A 16,918-nucleotide genomic window follows, 5' to 3' on the forward strand; every position below is an offset into this window, starting at 1 on the left:
TCCGGGCGGCCGCCGGGGCAGCGGTCCTGCACGCCCGGCCCCGATGCCCCGGCCGGGGATGTCCGGCCGGCGGCCGCGCGATAGTGTGCCAAGCGGCGTGTCATGAAGCGTGGGGAGAAGGACCTTTGTCGAGTCAGCCCCTGCGCCCGGGCGACCCGGCCCACCTCGGCGAGTACGAGCTGCTCGGCCGTCTCGGCGCCGGCGGCATGGGCACGGTCTTCCTGGGGCGCTCACCACAGGGCCGGCTGGTCGCCGTCAAGGTCGTGCGGGCCGAGTTCATCCGCGACGAGGAGTTCCTCGGCCGGTTCCGCAGCGAGGTCAACCGGGCCCGGCAGGTGCCGCCGTTCTGCACCGCCGAGGTGCTCGGCGCCGACCTCGACCACGAGCCGCCGTATCTGGTGGTCGAGTACGTCGACGGGCCGGCGCTGACCGATGTCGTCCGGGAGAACGGCCCGCTCTCCCCGGCCGCCCTGCACAGCGCCGCGGTCGGCATCGCCACCGCGCTGACCGCCATCCACGGTGCCGGGGTCATCCACCGCGACCTCAAGCCGGGCAACGTGCTGTTCGCGCTGGGCGGGCTCAAGGTGATCGACTTCGGCATCGCCCGCCCGCTGGAGGCGACCAGCCAGCACACGCGTACCGATCAGATGGTCGGCACCGTCGCCTACATGGCGCCGGAACGCTTCGACGAGCATCCCGGCCTGCGGCTGAGCCCGGCCGCCGACATCTTCGCCTGGGGCGCGGTGGTCACCTTCGCGGCCACCGGCCGCACGCCCTTCCAGGGCGACTCGGCCCCGGCCACCGCGATGCGCATCCTCACCCAGCAGCCGGACCTCACCGGGCTGCCCCCGACGCTGCGCGGGATCGTCGCCCGGACCCTGGCCAAGGAGCCGGCCGACCGGCCGACCGCCCGGGAGCTGCTCGACCTGCTGCTGGCCACCGGCCAGCCGGCTGTGACACTGCCGGCCCGCCCGGTCCACGACGACGTGGTCACGGCGATGGCCGGGGCCGAGCCGCGGCCGGACCACGGCCCGGCCGGATCGACGCCGGCCCGGTCCGGCACGCTCTTCGGCCCGGGCGGTGCGGTGCAGCCGTACGGCCCCGGCGGTGACGTCGCGACCCGCCCGCCGCGCCGCCGCGGCCGGGCCGTGCTCGCCGGCCTGGCCGCGTTCGCCGTGCTCGTCGGCGGGGGCGTCGTCCTGGCTTACTGGATCGCGACCCCGCCGGACAACGAGGCGGTGCGGTCATCGGGAGCCGACGCCTCGCCCGCCGGCGGTCCGGCATCGTCCCCGCCGAGGGTCTCCCCCAGCCCGACACCGGCCGGCCCGGCCACCATCCTGGCCGGCGAACGGCGCATCCTGATCCACTTCGTGGAGATCGACCGCGACCTCGCCATGCCCTTCCCCGACGAGGTCGTGACCTCCGGCGGCACCGGTAAGGACTCCCTGTTCGCCCTGGTCCCGAAGGGCGTCGACTACCTGATCCAGTCACAGAAGCCGACCGACGGCGAGCCGCCCTGCCTCGGCGCCAAGGTGATCCCGGGCGATTCCGCCGAGCTGGTCGCCACCGAGTGCGTGCCCACCAAGGCGACGCTGTTCAACATCTCGGAGACGGGCAACAAGGACGACAAGGGCCGCCCGACGTACACGATCTACAACGACGCGCACGGCACGCTGCAGTGGCGCACCCGCAAGCCTCAGGTCTACCTGGAGTTCCTGGGCGACGCCGAGACCGGCACCACGTTCAGCTTCGTCGACCGGGGCCCGCTCTGAGGCCGGTGATGCCGTCCAGGACCGTGGTCAGGTTGTGGTCGAAGGTCTCCTCGGCTTCGAGGTGGGCGCCGTCGACGACGAGCCGGGCGACGCTGGGATACCGGCCGGTCTCCAGCATGCGGGTGAGGTAGGGGCCGAGACCGGCCAGCCAGGCAGCCTCATCGGTGCCGGTGGCCCGGGCGGTGCGCCGCTCGGTGACCTCCCGGCGGACGGCTCCGATGACGAAGGAGTTGAGGGCACCCAGAGCCCGCTGGAGGTCGTCGATGCTTCGCACGCCGGGGGCCCGGCTCAGCGCCGCCGCGGTCGCTTCCCCCACAGCGAGAGCATGCGGTCCCAGGTGCGGCCTTCCGCCGAGCAGGTCGGCGAACCACTCGTGGTCGAGGGCGGCCTTGCGGGTCGCGTGGGCAACGGCCAGCACCGTGGCGCGCCACTCGGAGTGCGGGGTGACCTCGGCGATCCCGGCGTACACGACGTCGACCATCAGATCGAGCAGCTCGGACCGGTTGCTCACATAGTCGTAGAGGCGCATCGGCCCGACACCGAGCTCGGTGGCGATCTTGCGCACCGACAGGCCGTCGAGGCCGTGCGCGTCGGCGAGCCGGATCGCCACACCGGCGATCTTCAGGCGCATCGCGATCGCGGGTGGCGGACCGGGCGGGCTGACTCTGGCCCGGATTCTGCATCAGCACGGCCTCGACGCGGTGGTGTACGAGCGCGAGGCGAGCCGATCCGCGCGGGGGCAGGGCGGCTCGCTCGACCTGCGCCCCGAGTCCGGGCAGCGGGCACTGGCCGACGCGGGTCTGGCCGGCCGTTTCCGGGCGCAGGCGCGGTCCGAGGGCGAGGAGCATCGCATCGTCGACCCGGCGGGAAGGATCCTGATCCACCACGTCCCGCAGTCCGGCTCGTTCTCCGGACGTCCCGAGATCGACCGGGGCGCACTTCGTGACCTCCTGCTCGATTCCCTCCCCCGATGACACGGTTGTCTGGCGGCACCGACTCGTCGCGGCGGCCCCGCGACCCGGCGGAGGCTGGGAACCGACCTTCACCGGCGGTCAGGTGACGGGCTGCGACATCCTCGTCGGCGCGACTGGGATGCACGCCTCACCGCCCTCATCGAAGCCGGCGACAGCGCGCCGGTGCCGCGCCTGATCGAGGCCATGCCCACGGGGACGCGCTGGGCCGGCCGGCCGGGCCTCACCCTGATCGGCGATGCCGCGCATCTCATGCCGCCGGTCGGCGAGGGTGCCAACCAGGCCATGCTCGACGCCGCCGAACTCGCGAGCCGGCTCGCCGCCGACCCGGACTCGGCGATCCGGGCGTACGAGGAGGCGATGTTCGCCCGGACGCAGCCGATCGCCGAGATGTCCGCACGGGTCCAGGCGATGATGCTCTCCCCCACCGCGGCGCGGGACATCGTCCGCTTCTTCACGCCCCGGCCCGCCGAACCGGCGTCCGCCGACAGGTAGCTCGCCGGGCGTGCAACACTTTCGCCCGCTCGAGCGTCCGGGGTGGGAAAGGGGACGCATGACAGAGGAACAAGCATTCGCGGACTTCGTCCGCCTTCGCACGCCCGCCCTCTACCGCTACGGCTACATCCTCAGCGGTAATCACCACGATGCCGACGATCTGGTCCAGGACGCCCTGATCAGGCTGCGTAGTCACTGGGCCAGTGTGGTGCGACGCGACGATCCCACCGGCTACGTCCGTACCACGATGACCCGTCTGCATGTCAGCGCGTGGCGCCGCAGGCGCCGCGAGTGGCTCACCGCCCGCGTTCCCGAGGAGGCCGTCCCGGATCCGGGTCTCGCGCAGGTCGATGTGGCCGGGCACGCCGCGCAGGTCTGGACGGCCCTCGCGACTCTGCCGCCCCGCCAGCGGGCGGTCCTGGTCCTGCGGTTCTACGAACGGCTGACCGACCAGGAGATCGCCACGACGCTGGGCGTGTCCAGCGCGACCATCCGCAGCCAGGCCAAACGGGGCCTGGACAAGCTGCGGGCCGCGAAGTTCAGCGACCTGTCGGAGGCCCTGCGATGAGCGATGTCAACGTGCGCGAGGTGCTCGAGACGTATGCCGCCACGGCACCGGCCCCGCCGCCGGATCTGCTGGAGCGGGTGGAGGCCGGCTACCGCCGGCGACGCCGCCGCCGCCGGGCCGGGAGCGCGGCGGTCGTGCTGGTCCTCGTGGCGGTCGCGGTGGGCGCCGCGATCGGTCCGTGGCCGGAGCGGCGCGCCGCCCCCGTTCAGACGGTCGAGCAGTCGGGGCTCCAGATGCCCGCCTCGTTCGACGACGCGCCCCAGATCACGTCGGTGTGGCCACGCGCCGTCATCGAGTCGCCGGTCACCTCCCCGGCGGGCAAGAAGGCCCGCGTGGTGGGGCGCCTGGACGCCGACCGCGTGCTGGTTGCGGACTTGGTGTCGCTCTACTCCTACAACGTGCGCGACAAGACGTTCAAGACGCTCGTCACCGGATACGGTGGCAACGACACCGCCAACGAGGTCCTCGTCACGCCGAACTGGCTGGTCTGGCAGGTGCGCGATCACGGCGAGGAGTTCTTCTCGGTCTACCGCGCGCCGGTGACCGGCGGGGAGCGGCAGCTCGTGACCACGGTACGGACCAGCTACCTGCTCGCCCGGGACTGGTACGCCACGGACGACGCGGTGTACTGGTCGGCCCGCACCGGCGGAGTCACCCGCGTCTCGTTGTCCGGCGGCGTCATGACGAAGCCGGCGGAGTTCAAGCGCCTCGGCACCCACGGCACCCCATGGGCCGAGCTGACCGGCCGGCCCGCCGGCCGGAGCAGCGGCACAGTGTCGCGACTGCTCCGTAATCTCGTCACCGGAGAAGAGCGCCCCGTCACCGCGCTGCCCGACACGGTGTCGCTGCGGTGCGCTCCGACCTTCTGTCTCGGCACGACGGAGGTTCCCCAGCCGTTCCAGCGTAAGGCCTCCGGCTGGTTCGTCCAGGAGCTGGACGGGTCCGGGCGCCGGGCGCTGCCGACGACGCCCGACTACCGTTCACTCCAGTTGATGCCCACCGACACCGGGGGCCGGATCCTGATCTGGATGGACCGCGGGGACCAGATCGTGCTGAACCCGGTCACGGGCCACTGGGGCAGCACGCGCCACGGGACCAATTCGTTTCCGAGCTGCGCCGGCCTCGGCCTCGTCCCGCGCACCTTCGCCTGGGGCGGGGACAAGCCGCCGGTCAACTGCCACACCGGTCAGGGCACCCGGCTGATGCTGTTCGAGGACGCGGAGTGAGGCGGGTGGCAAGCTTCACGTCCGCGTGAAAGTGGCGACCGCCGCCGTCCTCCTCTTGCTCACCGTGGCGTCCCCGGCCCACGCCGGGGACATCCACCGCGCCGATCCGGTGTCGGCCGCCTTCCCGGACATCGTCCATCGGGGTCGTCTGCTCGGATCCGCGGGTGCTGTCGTTCGAGGGCGAGACCATCGAGCAGTATCTGCCTGTGCGGGTGAGGCTGCCCGGAGCGCGACGGCCGGCGACACCGGCACGGTGACCATCACGTTCTCCGCCGAGGGTCTGGCGCCGATCACCGGCCACAGCGAGGTCCGCGTCGTCGGCGGCCGGGGAAGTCTGCCGGCCACCGGCCCGGCGGGCGGGGTGATCGGGCTGGTGATGCTGGCGCCGGCATGGTCGCGACGGCGGCCACGCGCCGCCGCGCGCCGGGGGCTCCTAGGCCGACTCGCGGATCACCAGGTCGGTCGGCAGGATCACGGCCGAGTGTTCCTCGCCGTCGATGTGGGCCAGCAGCAGCCGGACCATCTCCGCGCTCTGCCGGGCCCACGGCTGGCGGATGGTGGTCAGCAGCGGCTTGGTCGTGGTGGCGATCTTGTTGTCGTCGAAGCCGCCGACCGCCACGTCCTGCGGGACCCGCTTGCCGGCCCGCTGCAGGGTGGTGATCGCGCCGGCCGCCATCAGGTCGGAGCAGACGAAGACCGCGTCCAGGTCCGGGGCCTGCTCCAGCAGTCGGGCCATCGCCGCCTCGCCCGAGGCCTGGGTGTAGTCGCCGGTCGCGATCAGTTCGGGGTCGCCGTGCCCGACGATCTCGCGGTAGCCGGCCAGCCGGTCGACGCCACCGGGGGTGTCCAGCGGGCCGGTGATGATGGCGATCCGCCGGCGGCCGACCGAGCGCAGGTATTCGGTCATCTGCCGGGCGCCGTCGCGGTCGTCGGAGGCCACGTACGTGACATCGCGTTCCTGGCCCAGCGGCCGGCCGCAGACCACGAACGGCAGCCCGCGCTCCTTGAGCTCGGCGATCAGCGGGCTGCCCAGGTGGTTGGAGACCAGCAGCGCGCCGTCGACGTGCCCGGCGGTGACCCAGCGGCCGATCCGCTGGCGGTCCTCGCCGGTGGCGGCCACGGTCAGCAGCAGGGTGATGTCGTGCTCGGCCAGGACCTGGGTGCAGCCGCGCAACAGGTTGTTGAAATTGGGGTCCTCGAAGAGCTTGTCCTGCGGCTCGGAAAGGATGAACGCGACCGAGCCGGAGCGCTGGGTGACCAGGCTGCGCGCGTGCTGATTCACCACGTAGCCGGTCTTGCTGATCGCGCGCTCGACCGCCGCCAGGGCCTGCCGGCTGACGTTGTGACCGCCGTTGAGCACCCGGGAGACCGTGCCGCGGGAGACGCCGGCCACCGCCGCGACGTCGTCCATCGTCGGGCGGGAGCGGAGTCGGCTGGGCTCGGTCACGGTCACATTCTCCCGCCCGGCTCCACCGCCGCGCAGCCGGGTTGACCAGTCTTCAGTCCGGTCAAGGGTGGCGGCGGGGTGGTTGGACGGGTGGTCATCAGCCTTTCACCGACCCGGAGACCAGGTCCAGGCGCCAGTAGCGTTGCAGCAGCAGGAACAGCGCGATCAGCGGCACGATGGAGATCAATACCCCGATGATCACGACGCTGTAGAGGGCGGGCACGGTCTGGCCCTGGTTCAGCAAGGTGAACAGGCCGACGGTCACCGGGAACTTGTCGTCGTCGGAGAGCATCACGAACGGCAGCAGGAAGTTGTTCCAGATCGCCACGAACTGGAACAGGAAGACCGTGACCAGCCCGGGCAGCATCATCGGCAGGGCCACCCGGCCGAAGATCCGGCCCTCGGACGCCCCGTCGGTGCGGGCGGCCTCGAGCACGGTGTCCGGCACGGCCGCGGCGGCATAGATCCGGGCCAGATAGATCCCGTACGGGCTGAGGATGTTCGGCAGCAGCACTGCCCAGTACGTGTCGGTCATCCCCACCTTGGCCAGCAGCAGGTACTGCGGGATGGCCAGCGTGACCCCGGGCACCAGCACCCCGGCCAGCAGCACGTTGAAGATGACGCCGCGCCCGGGGAACCGGTACTTGGCCAGCGTGTAGCCGGACAGCCCGGACACGAACGCCGACAGCAGCCCGCCGGCCCCGGCGTACAGCAGGGAGTTGAGCATCCACTTCCAGTAGACGCCGCCGGACGACAGGTCGCCGAGGTTGGTGAGGAAGTCGCCGCCCGGGGCGAAGGTGAAGGTGGTGAACAGCGACGACCCGCTCTTGGTCGACGCGGCGACCACCCAGGCCACCGGCAGCAGGCAGTAGACCGCCCCGATCAGCAGCACGGCGGTCGGCAGCCAGGCGGTGCGCCGCCCGGACCGCCGGCGCGGCGCCGCCGGATCCCGGTCGTCCCGCACCGGTACGGACGTGGCGAGCGCCGTCATCGCTCCTCGCTTCCGAAGGCCTGCCGCTGCACCAGCCGCAGGAAGCCGAACGAGACCACGAGCGTGATCCCGGCGATCAGCACCGAGCTGGCGGCGGCCGAGTAGATGTCGTTCTGCGCGAACGCGTCGCGGTAGATCTTCATGAGCGGGGTCCACGTCGAGGAGATGGAGTTGGTCAGCGAGCGCACGGTCAGCGGCTCGGTGAAGACCTGCAGGGTGGCGATCAGCGAAAAGACCGTGGTCATGATCAGCGACGGCATCAGCAGCGGGATCTTGATCCGGACGGCGAGCTGGAATTCGGTGCAGCCGTCGAGGCGGGCGGACTCGTAGATCTCCGAGGGGATGGCCCGCAGCGAGGTGAACAGCACGATCATGTTGAAGCCGACGCCGCCCCAGACCGCGATGTTGACGATGGCGAAGAACACCGAGCCGCCGGTGAGCGGGTCGGGCTCGGGCAGCCCCAGCCGCACGGCCAGGTCGGTGAACGGGCTGACCGCCGGCAGGTAGAGGAAGCCCCACAGCATGCTGGCGATCAGGCCCGGGACGGCGTACGGCAGAAAGATCGCCAGGCGTGAGAAGCGCGCCAGCCGGACCCCCGGCCGGTCCAGCAGCAGCGCGAAGAGCAGGGCCAGGCCCAGCATGATGGGCAGCAGGGTCAGGCCGTAGGCCAGCACCCGGCCCGCGCTGCCCCACAGCTCGGAGTCCGACAGCGCGGTGCGGTAGTTCTCCAGCCCGGCGAAGATCTCGGTGCGCGCGTTGCGGCCCAGGCCCAGGCCGCTGACCTTGACCTTGCGCAGGCTCAGGTAGACGGCGTAGCCGATCGGCACGAGCAGGAAGAGGACGAAGAGCACGATGGCCGGGGCGAGGAAGAGGTACGGCACCCCGCGGGATGCCGCACCTCGCCGCCGCCGGCCGGTGACGGCCGTTGACATGACGGGTCCTCTCAGCTCGCGACCTTGAAGCCGTTCTTCTGCATGTCGGCCACGGTGGCCGTCTGCATGGTGTCGACGGCCCCGGCGAACGGTGTCTTACCGGTGATCGCCTTGCCGAAGGCGTCCTTGTACGTGTCGTACGCGACGTTGACGTTCGGCCCCCAGACGAAGCCGGACGCGGTCTCGGCGATCGCCTTGGCGGAGGTGTAGAAGTCCTTCTGGTTGGCGAAGAAGGCCGGCGGCTCCTGCAGCAGCGGGCTGGACTGCGCGTCGCGGGCGGCCGGGTAGATGGCGCTCTCCTTGATGAGCAGCTCGGTGGCGGCCGGGTCGGCGTTCATCCAGGCGGCGAACTTCACCGCGGCGGCCTTGTTCTTACCGGCCGCGGTGACGCCGGTGGACGAGCCACCCCAGCTGCCGGTCTTGTTCTCGCCGGCGGCCCACTGGGGCATCGGCGCCATCGCCCACTTGCCCTTGGTCGCGGGCGCGTTGCCGGCCAGCACGCCGGGCGCCCAGATCGCGCTCGGCCAGGCGATCAGGGTGCCGTCGTTGAGCGCCTTGTTCCAGGCCGGGGTGTACATCGGCTGCTTGTCGATCGCGCCCTCGGCGACCAGGCCACCCCAGTAGTCGGCGACCTTCTTGGTGGCCGCGTCGTTGACGCTGACCTTCCAGGTCTCACCGTCGATGCCCCACCAGGAGGCGCCGGCCTGCTGCGCCAGGCCGGTGAACCAGCCCGGGTCGTTGGCCGAGAAGGTGGTCAGGTACTTCTTCGGGGCCTTCTGCCGGACGGTACGGGCGGTCTGCGCGAACTCGTCCCAGGTCTTCGGCACGGTCAGGCCCAGCTTGTCGAACTCGTCGGCCCGGTAGTAGAACATCATCGGGCCGGAGTCCTGCGGGATCGCGTACACCGCGTCGGTGCCCAGGGTGACCTGCTGCCAGACGCCCTCGGCGAACTTGTCCTTGACCGGCGCCGCCTCCTGGGCGATGTCGGCCAGCACGTCGTTGCTGACCAGCGTGGGCAGCGACTGGTACTCCACCTGGGCCAGGTCCGGCGGGTTGCCCGCCTTGGCCGCGGTCAGCAGCTTGGTGACGATGTCGCCGCCGCCGGCCTGCTTGCTCAGCGTCACGTGGATGTCGGGGTTGGCGGCGTTCCAGGCGTCGACGGTCTTGTCGATGTTCGGCGCCCAGGCCCAGAACGACAGCTCGACCTTGCCGCCGGGCTGCGCGCTCTGGTCGGCGTCACCGGAATCACTGGTGCAGGCGGCACTCAGGCCGGCGGCGAGCACCACTGCGAGCAGGGCGCCGAACTTCTTCCTCATCATCGTGCCTCTCCGGGGATGGTGGCTGTGAGCGCTCACAGCCTTAACCCACCAAAGCACAGTGTCAAGAGTTGCGGTTGCGTTAACTATGCAGGTGGAAGCTGTGCAATCATGCCTGTGCACGGTTGGGAGCGCTCACAGACAGGAGCCGTACATGCCGCTCATCCCGGGGATGGACCGGATTGCCTACGGCGGGGACTACAACCCCGAGCAGTGGCCGGAGGAGGTCTGGAGCGCCGACGTGGCGCTGATGCGCGAGGCCGGCGTCAACCTGGTCAGCCTCGGGATCTTCGCCTGGGCGATGCTGGAGCCGGCTCCCGGCGAGTACGAGTTCGGCTGGCTCGACCGCAGCCTCGAGCTGCTGCACGACGCCGGCATCGCGGTCGACCTGGCCACCCCGACGGCCGCCCCGCCACCGTGGTTCCTGCACCGCCACCCCGACGCCGCCCCGATCACCCGCGACGGCACGCGGCTGGGCGGCGGCGCCCGGCAGTCGTTCTGCCCGAGCTCACCGGCCTACGCCGCGGCGTCCGCCGGGATCACCGAGCAGCTCGCCCGCCGCTACGCCGGCCACCCCGCGGTGGTGCTGTGGCACGCCCACAACGAGTACGGCGGCGCCAACCCGTACTGCTACTGCCCCACCTCGGCCGCGGCCTTCCGCAACTGGCTGCGCGACCGCTACGGCGACCTGGGCAAGCTCAACGACGCCTGGGGCACCACCTTCTGGAGCCAGCGCTTCGGTGACTGGGCCGAGATCGAGCCGCCGATCGTCGCGCCGACGACCGTCAACCCGGCGCAGGAGCTCGACTTCTTCCGGTTCAGCTCGGACGCGCACCTGGCCAACTTCCGGCGCGAGCGCGACATCCTGCACCGCCTCGCCCCGGGCATCCCGGTCACCACCAACTTCATGCTGGCCAACTGCAAGAACATCGACTACTGGAAGTGGGGCACCGAGGTCGACGTGGTCGCCAACGACCACTACCTGCAGGCCGAACGGGCCGACAACCACATCGAGCTGGCCATGTGCGCCGACCTGACCCGCTCGGTCGCGCACGGGCGGTCCTGGCTGCTGATGGAACACTCCACCAACGCCGTCAACTGGCAGCCCCGCAACCTCACCAAGGCGCCGGGCGAGCTGGGCCGCAACAGCATGCAGCACCTGGCCCGGGGCGCCGACGGCATCCTGTTCTTCCAGTGGCGGGCCTCGCGGTTCGGCGCGGAGAAGTTCCACTCGGCGATGCTGCCGCACGGCGGGACCGGCACCCGGACCTGGCGGGAGGTGGTGGCGCTGGGCGCGGCGCTGGGCGAGCTGGCCGAGCTGCGCGACAGCCGGATCACCGCCCAGGTGGCGCTGCTCTGGGACTGGGAGTCGTGGTGGGGGCTCGAGCTGCCCTGGCGCCCGTCGCAGGAGCTGAGCTTCCGCGAACGGCAGGAGGCGTTCTACGAGCCGTTGTGGCGGGCGCACCGGACGGTCGACTTCGCGCACCCGGAGGGCGCGCTGGAGGCGTACCCGCTGGTCGTGGCGCCGAGCAGTTATCTGCTCAGCCCGGGCGCGGCGGACAACCTGCGGCGTTACGTGACGGGTGGCGGGACGCTGCTGGTGTCGTACTTCTCCGGGATCGTCGACGGGCACGACGCCGTGCACCCCGGCGGCTATCCCGGCGCCCTGCGCGACCTGCTCGGCCTGGGCGTCGAGGAGTTCGAGCCGCTGGCCGCCGGGCGCGGCGTCCGGCTCGACGACGGCCGCACCGCCGACATGTGGGCGGAGCGGCTGGAACTGCACGGTGCGACGGCGCTCGCGTCCTACGCCGACGGTCCGGCAGCCGGACTGCCGGCGATCACCCGGAACGCGTACGGGAAGGGTCAGGCCTTCTATGTCTCGACCAGATTGACTCCCGAGGGCACCGCAGCTCTGCTGGCCTCGGTGTCCGGGGCAGCCGGCCTGCCCCCGGCGCCGGACCTGCCCCCGTCCCTGGAGATCGTCGAGCGGCACTCCGACACCGGCGCCTACCTGATCGCGATCAATCACGGGAGCAGCGAGGTCGTCGTGCCCGGCGCCGGCGTCGAGCTGCTCACCGGGGACGTGGTGGCCGACGGCCTACCGGTCCCCGCCGGAAGCTTCCGCGTCCTGCGGCGCGGCCACCGATAACAGTCCGTTCTCCCCCTTGGAGCTCCCATGCTTCGCACACCCCTCGTCCTGACCGCAGCCACCGCATTGGTCGTTGCGGCCTCTCCCGCGCACGCCGCTGCTCCCGGTGACGTACGCAATCCGGGCTTCGAGGCCGGCATCACCGGCTGGTCGGAGAGCGGCTCCCGGGCCGCGAGTTTCGTCGAGTCCGGCGGCTACACCGGCAGTCATCAGTTGACGCACTACGCGGACACCGCCTACCGGGTCACCACGAGCCAGCCGGTAACCGGGCTCCGGCGCGGCACGTACACGCTGAGCCTGCGGGTGCGCTCGGGCGGCAACCAGCCCTCCGCGTACGTGGGGCTGAACAGTTGTGGCTCGGCGGAGGAACGGGCCGCGATTCCCCGTACCGGACAGGAATGGGTCCGGCTCGCCGTCACCGTCAAGGTGACCGGCGGGCGCTGCACGATCGTGCTGCACTCCGACGCCACCGCCGGGCAGTACACGAACTTCGACGACCTCGCCTTCGGGCCGTCGGACTCCGCGCCGGGCACCCCGCTGGCGATCACCGGCGCGGACGTCTCGCACGTGACCAAGAACGAGGACCACGGCGCGGTGTACCGCACCGCCGCCGGGCAGCGTCGCGACCCGTTCGGTCTGCTCGCGGCCAACGGCGTGAACTTCATCCGGCTCAAGGTCTGGGTGAACCCGGCCGACGGCTACAACGACAAGGACGACGTGCTGGCCCAGGCCCGCCGGGCCAGGGCGGCCGGACAGCGGCTGCTGATCGACTTCCACTACTCCGACGCGTGGGCCGACCCGGGCAAGCAGAACAAGCCGGCGGCCTGGGCGGCGCTCAGCTTCGAGCAGCTCAAGCAGGCCGTCTACGACCACACCTACGAGGTGCTGCACGACCTGCGGGCGCAGGGCACCCCGGCGGCGATGGCCCAGGTGGGCAACGAGATCAACGGCGGCCTGCTGTGGCCGGACGGCCGCTGGGACAACTGGGACGGCCTGGCCGCCCTGCTGACGGCGGGCAGCACCGCGGTCACGGCAGCGTCCCCGGGCACCAAGGTCGTGCTGCACCTGGCCGAGGGCGGCAACAACGGCGGGCACCGTTGGTGGTTCGACCAGGCGACGGCCCGCAACGTGCCGTTCGACGTGATCGCGGTGTCGCACTACGTCTACTGGCACGGCTCACTCGGCGCGCTGCAGGCCAACCTGCTGGACCTGGCGGGCCGCTACGGCAAGCCGGTGATGGTGGCCGAGACCGCGTACGGCTTCACCACCGCCGAGAACGACCACGAGACGAACATCTTCACCGCGGCCCTGGCCGAGGCCGGCGGTTACCCGGCCACGCCACGCGGGCAGTCCGACGCGCTGCGCGACATCCTGACCGTGGTCGCCGGGGTGCCGAACGCGCTCGGCGTCTTCTACTGGGAGCCGACGTGGACGGCGGCCGAGGGCGCGGGCTGGGACCCGGCCGACCCGGCCTCCGGTGACGGCTGGGAGAACCAGGCGCTGTTCGACTACAACGGACGCGCCCTGCCGGCCCTGTCGGTGTTCAAACGGTTCTGAGAAGTCAGCGGTTGTAGCGGCGGTCCAGGGCGGGGTTGTAGGCGTCGAGCAGCGGGTCGTACGGCGCCGCTGCCGGGGCTGCCGCCCGGGCCGCCGTGGCGGTGAGGCCCGCCCAGCGCTGAACCGCGGCGGTCGCGGTGGCGGACTCGTCCGGGGTCAGCAGGGAGATGTTGGCGCCATGGTTGGCGCCCGGGGCCACGTAGGACAGTGAGTCCCGGGTGCCGCGGCCGAGGCGGAACGGTTCGGCGCCCCACGGGTCGTTCTCGCCGTAGACGAACAGCAGCCGGCTTGCCGCGCCGCGGACCCAGAGCTCGATGTCGGCCATCGCCGGCGGGTGGAAGCGGGGGCGCAGGCCGCGCGGCAGGTACGACTCCGCGCGGTCCTGGCCCCGGTAGCGCTGGAGCTTCGCCAGGTGCGGCAGCCTGATCACCGGGTAGCCGAGCTGGGCCGAGGCCTGGTAGTAGTACGGCACGTAACCGATGATGCCCTGGTCGGTGTTGGAGTCCAGCCCGTAGACCGCGTCCAGCCAGCCGAAGATCTCGTCGTCGGAGGCGGTGGCGGCGGGCACCGAGGCGCACTGGCTGAGCCCGCTGTACTGCCAGAAGGCCCACGTCGTGCCGTTCACCAGGAACTCGAAGGCCCGGTCGGCCGAGCGCACGATGGTGAACGTCCGCTCGTTCTCGGCCGCCCACGCCTGATAGCGGGCGACCAGCACCGAGCGCCGGCGCAGCGCTTCGACCTGCACGGCGTCGAGGGCGGCCCGGCAGGCCGGATCGCCGCCGACGGTGGTGAAGAAGCGGTCGTACGCCGAGTCCTCCCGGTCGACCACGTCCTGCGGGGCGACGTAGGCGACCGTGCCGGCCACGTCGGCCGGGTAGAAGCGGCGGTGGTAGACCGAGGTCATGCCGCCCTTGCTGGCGCCGGTGGAGATCCACTTAGCTGGGTAGAGCGGGGTCAGCGCGCGCACGATGCGGTGGTGGTCGGTCGCGGCCTGCCAGATGGTCAGGTCGGACCAGTCGGCCGGCTCGGGCCGCGACGGGGTGAAGAACCGCTGCTCGACCGAGAGCTGGTTGCCGTCGATGAGCCGGGTCGGCTCGGCCCGGAAGATCGAGCCGGGGACGCCGTACCCGGTGGTGTGCAGGACCGTGGGCCGGTCCGTGCCGCGGTGCAACAGCGTCAGGCGCTGCTGGAAGCTGCCCGCGGCGGGATGCCGGTGGTCGGCGGCCTGGGTGATGGTCAGGACGAAGAACCTGTACGGGGCCGGCGCGGCTCGCTCCTCGACGACGGTCAGGCCGGGCACAGCGCGCAACCGGGTGAGGATGTCCTCATCCGCGGCCGCCGCGGGTTGCGCCACCACCATCGGCGCCACCATGATCATGAGCGCGGACAAAGCCGTCCACAAACGCCGCACAGTGTCCCCCGCCGCCGTTGACCATCGACGCCTGACCATATCCTGTCCTACCCCACCATGCCGCGACCACGACTACAGGAGGCCGAGCTATGCCCGACGGCACCCTGCCCCGCGCGGCGGTCCGCGCCTACGTCGAGGGCCTCGGCCCCGGGGAGCGCGCACACGTCGGCGAGGACGTGCTGGCCACGATCCGCGACGGCGGTTACGAGCTGGCCAACCCGTTCGACGCGGTCGACGCCGGGATCCGCCGTACCCTCGCGGTGAGCCGGATCGACGTGCCGGCCGGCACCCATGTCGGCGCGTTCCCGCACCGGGCCCTGCACGCGCGGACGCACAGCGTGGAGGGTGGCACGCTGATCCTGCTCGACACCGGCCTGCGCCCGTTGCTGGACCGGGTGGCCGCCACGCTGGTCGCGTCGCAGCTCACCCCGGCCCGCGACGAGCAGGGCGCGAGCCGGTACGCAGCCGCGGCCCTGCAACAGCGTCAGCAGCGCGAAGAGGCCGACGCGGCGTTCGCGGACGCCGTCACCGCCTACCTGCGGCGGGATCTCGACGCACCCGACGCCCCGGCGGAGGCCCAGAACACCTTCGGCTTCTTCATGGCCCGGTCGGCGGAACGGTTCGCCCTCGGCCACGAGTACGGCCACCTGCTCGCCGGCCACCACCACACCCCGCCGGACGACGACCCCCGCAACTCCCGCCGCGAGTACGAGGCGGACGAGCTCGCCGCGATGCTGATCCTGCGCGGCGTCGACGAGGGCGCCGAGTTCCGCTGGCGGGCCCTGGCGGTGGCCGGGCCGTTCCTCTTCCTGGCCGTGGAGCAGCTGGTCAACCGGGTGCGCGGCACGACCGACGGGGAGCACCTGCCGCCGGCGCGCCGCACGGAGCTGCTGCGGCGCATCTTCGAGCAGGCGGGCGCGCGCGGTCTGCTGCACTTCGCCGAGGCCTGGGTGAGCTCGCTGGTGCTGCGCGAGGAGACCATCGTGCGGCGCGCCCGCGGCTGACGGCTCAGTCCTGCACGTGCGGCCCGAGCAGGGTGAGGTCCGCGGGAGACAGCCGGTCACTCGCCGTCTTCGCCTGATGCCAGTACGGGTACAGCAACGTCGGCGCGCTCACCGCGTCCAGTCGGGCCCGCTCCTCGGCGCTGAGCACGAGCTCGGCCGCCGCCAGGTTGTCGGCGAGCTGCGCGGCGGTGCGCGCTCCGATCACCAGCGACGTCACCGCCGGCCGCCCCAGCAGGTACGCCAGCGCGACCTGGGCCGCCGACACGCCACGGTCCGTGCCGATCTGCACCAGCACCTCGACCGTGTCGTAGAGCTTCTCCTGGTCGTGCACCGGCGGCTCGTTCCAGTCGGTGAGCTGCCGGGAGCCGGCCGGCGCCTGCACGCCCCGGCGGTACTTGCCGGAGAGCAGGCCACCGGCGAGCGGGCTCCACACCAGCACGCCCAGGCCCTGGTCGACCGCGGCCGGGATCAGCTCGTACTCGGCGTCGCGGGCCTGCAGCGAGTAGTAGATCTGCTCGCTGACGAAACGCGGCAGCCCGGTGCGGTCCGCCGTGCCGAGCGCCTTCATCAGCTGCCAGCCGGTGTAGTTGGACGCGCCGACGTACCGGACCTTGCCCGAGGTGACCAGCTGCCGCAGCGCCTCAAGGGTCTCCTCCAGCGGGGTCTGCCCGTCCCACTCGTGCACCTGGTAGAGGTCGATGTGGTCGGTGCGCAGCCGGCGCAGGCTGGCCTCGCAACCGGCGATGATGTGGTGGCGGGACAGGCCGGCGTCGTTGGGGCCGGGTCCCATCGGCATCCGGACCTTGGTCGCGACCAGCACCTCGTCGCGGCGGCCGGCGAGCACCTCACCGACGATCTCCTCGGAGACCCCGCCGGAGTAGACGTCGGCGGTGTCGATCAGGTTGACGCCGGCGTCGAGGCACTGGTCGACCTGGCGGCGGGCCTCGGCCACATCGGTCGAGCCGACGCTGGCGAAGCCGCCTTTGCCGCCGAAGGTCATCGTCCCCATGGTGAGCACGGAGACCCGGAGACCGGACTTGCCGAGTGCGCGATATTCCATCCCGCCAGCCTAGATCCAC

General features: G+C 71.8%; 15 protein-coding genes. 8 read left to right on the forward strand and 7 right to left on the reverse strand.

The features are described 5' to 3' along the window. Positions 1-125 precede the first annotated feature (125 nt). The gene (locus ACZ6S4_RS06740) at positions 126-1,772 is read left to right on the forward strand and encodes a serine/threonine protein kinase (RefSeq protein ID WP_465473949.1); all 1,647 of its coding nucleotides are present in this window, start codon (positions 126-128) and stop codon (positions 1,770-1,772) included. On the opposite strand, the gene ACZ6S4_RS06745 is transcribed toward ACZ6S4_RS06740, so the two are convergent. Next, positions 1,744-2,403, reverse strand: coding sequence for a TetR/AcrR family transcriptional regulator C-terminal domain-containing protein (locus ACZ6S4_RS06745; RefSeq protein WP_465473950.1), 660 nt, complete (start codon positions 2,401-2,403; stop codon positions 1,744-1,746). The two genes, ACZ6S4_RS06740 and ACZ6S4_RS06745, sit on opposite strands and share 29 nt — an antisense overlap. Here ACZ6S4_RS06745 and ACZ6S4_RS06750 point away from each other — a divergent pair. From ACZ6S4_RS06750 to ACZ6S4_RS06765, 4 genes are all read left to right on the forward strand, one after another. Continuing rightward, positions 2,321-2,746 carry an FAD-dependent oxidoreductase gene (locus tag ACZ6S4_RS06750; protein ID WP_465473951.1) on the forward strand — a complete coding sequence of 142 codons (426 nt, stop codon included), beginning with the start codon at positions 2,321-2,323 and terminating at the stop codon, positions 2,744-2,746. The genes ACZ6S4_RS06745 and ACZ6S4_RS06750 overlap by 83 nt on opposite strands. 183 nt (positions 2,747-2,929) lie before the next feature. Beyond that, positions 2,930-3,238, forward strand: coding sequence for an FAD-dependent oxidoreductase (locus tag ACZ6S4_RS06755; RefSeq protein ID WP_465473952.1), 309 nt, complete (start codon positions 2,930-2,932; stop codon positions 3,236-3,238). A 58-nt stretch (positions 3,239-3,296) separates the two neighbouring features. After that, positions 3,297-3,806, forward strand: a complete 510-nt coding sequence (locus tag ACZ6S4_RS06760) for a SigE family RNA polymerase sigma factor (protein WP_465473953.1) — start codon at positions 3,297-3,299, stop codon at positions 3,804-3,806. Continuing rightward, entirely contained in the window at positions 3,803-5,032 is a 1,230-nt protein-coding gene (locus tag ACZ6S4_RS06765; RefSeq protein ID WP_465473954.1) for a hypothetical protein, read from the forward strand. The genes ACZ6S4_RS06760 and ACZ6S4_RS06765 overlap by 4 nt, the downstream gene beginning before the upstream one ends. Positions 5,033-5,465: 433 nt before the next feature. Here the strand turns inward: ACZ6S4_RS06765 and ACZ6S4_RS06770 are convergent, their stop codons facing one another. The 4 genes from ACZ6S4_RS06770 to ACZ6S4_RS06785 all read right to left on the reverse strand — a co-directional run bounded on the left by ACZ6S4_RS06770 (position 5,466) and on the right by ACZ6S4_RS06785 (position 9,721). Beyond that, the gene (locus tag ACZ6S4_RS06770) at positions 5,466-6,479 is read right to left on the reverse strand and encodes a LacI family DNA-binding transcriptional regulator (RefSeq protein ID WP_465473955.1); all 1,014 of its coding nucleotides are present in this window, start codon (positions 6,477-6,479) and stop codon (positions 5,466-5,468) included. A 97-nt stretch (positions 6,480-6,576) separates the two neighbouring features. After that, a complete protein-coding gene (locus tag ACZ6S4_RS06775) occupies positions 6,577-7,470 on the reverse strand; it encodes a carbohydrate ABC transporter permease (protein ID WP_465473956.1) in 894 nt (297 codons plus the stop codon). Beyond that, complete coding sequence (locus ACZ6S4_RS06780) at positions 7,467-8,402, reverse strand: carbohydrate ABC transporter permease (RefSeq protein ID WP_465473957.1); 936 nt, start codon at positions 8,400-8,402, stop codon at positions 7,467-7,469. The genes ACZ6S4_RS06775 and ACZ6S4_RS06780 overlap by 4 nt, the downstream gene beginning before the upstream one ends. An 11-nt stretch (positions 8,403-8,413) precedes the next feature. Continuing rightward, a complete protein-coding gene (locus ACZ6S4_RS06785; protein WP_465473958.1) occupies positions 8,414-9,721 on the reverse strand; it encodes an ABC transporter substrate-binding protein in 1,308 nt (435 codons plus the stop codon). 151 nt (positions 9,722-9,872) lie between these two features. Here ACZ6S4_RS06785 and ACZ6S4_RS06790 point away from each other — a divergent pair, with 151 nt between their 5' ends. Both ACZ6S4_RS06790 and ACZ6S4_RS06795 read left to right on the forward strand, forming a co-directional pair. Next, positions 9,873-11,867: a beta-galactosidase gene (locus ACZ6S4_RS06790; protein WP_465473959.1), complete on the forward strand. Its 1,995-nt coding sequence runs from the start codon at positions 9,873-9,875 to the stop codon at positions 11,865-11,867. 27 nt (positions 11,868-11,894) lie between these two features. Beyond that, positions 11,895-13,424, forward strand: coding sequence for a glycoside hydrolase family 53 protein (locus tag ACZ6S4_RS06795; RefSeq protein WP_465473960.1), 1,530 nt, complete (start codon positions 11,895-11,897; stop codon positions 13,422-13,424). A gap of 4 nt (positions 13,425-13,428) precedes the next feature. On the opposite strand, the gene ACZ6S4_RS06800 is transcribed toward ACZ6S4_RS06795, so the two are convergent. Then, positions 13,429-14,784 (reverse strand): S28 family serine protease, encoded by a 1,356-nt coding sequence (locus ACZ6S4_RS06800; RefSeq protein WP_465473961.1) that lies wholly within the window; start codon positions 14,782-14,784, stop codon positions 13,429-13,431. A 140-nt stretch (positions 14,785-14,924) separates the two neighbouring features. Between ACZ6S4_RS06800 and ACZ6S4_RS06805 the strand changes: the two genes are divergently transcribed. Next, positions 14,925-15,839, forward strand: coding sequence for an ImmA/IrrE family metallo-endopeptidase (locus ACZ6S4_RS06805; protein WP_465473962.1), 915 nt, complete (start codon positions 14,925-14,927; stop codon positions 15,837-15,839). A 4-nt stretch (positions 15,840-15,843) separates the two neighbouring features. Here ACZ6S4_RS06805 and ACZ6S4_RS06810 read toward each other — a convergent pair whose 3' ends face one another. After that, a complete protein-coding gene (locus tag ACZ6S4_RS06810; RefSeq protein ID WP_465473963.1) occupies positions 15,844-16,899 on the reverse strand; it encodes an aldo/keto reductase in 1,056 nt (351 codons plus the stop codon). Positions 16,900-16,918 lie beyond the last annotated feature (19 nt).

Source organism: Actinoplanes sp. NPDC051405, assembly GCF_055586185.1.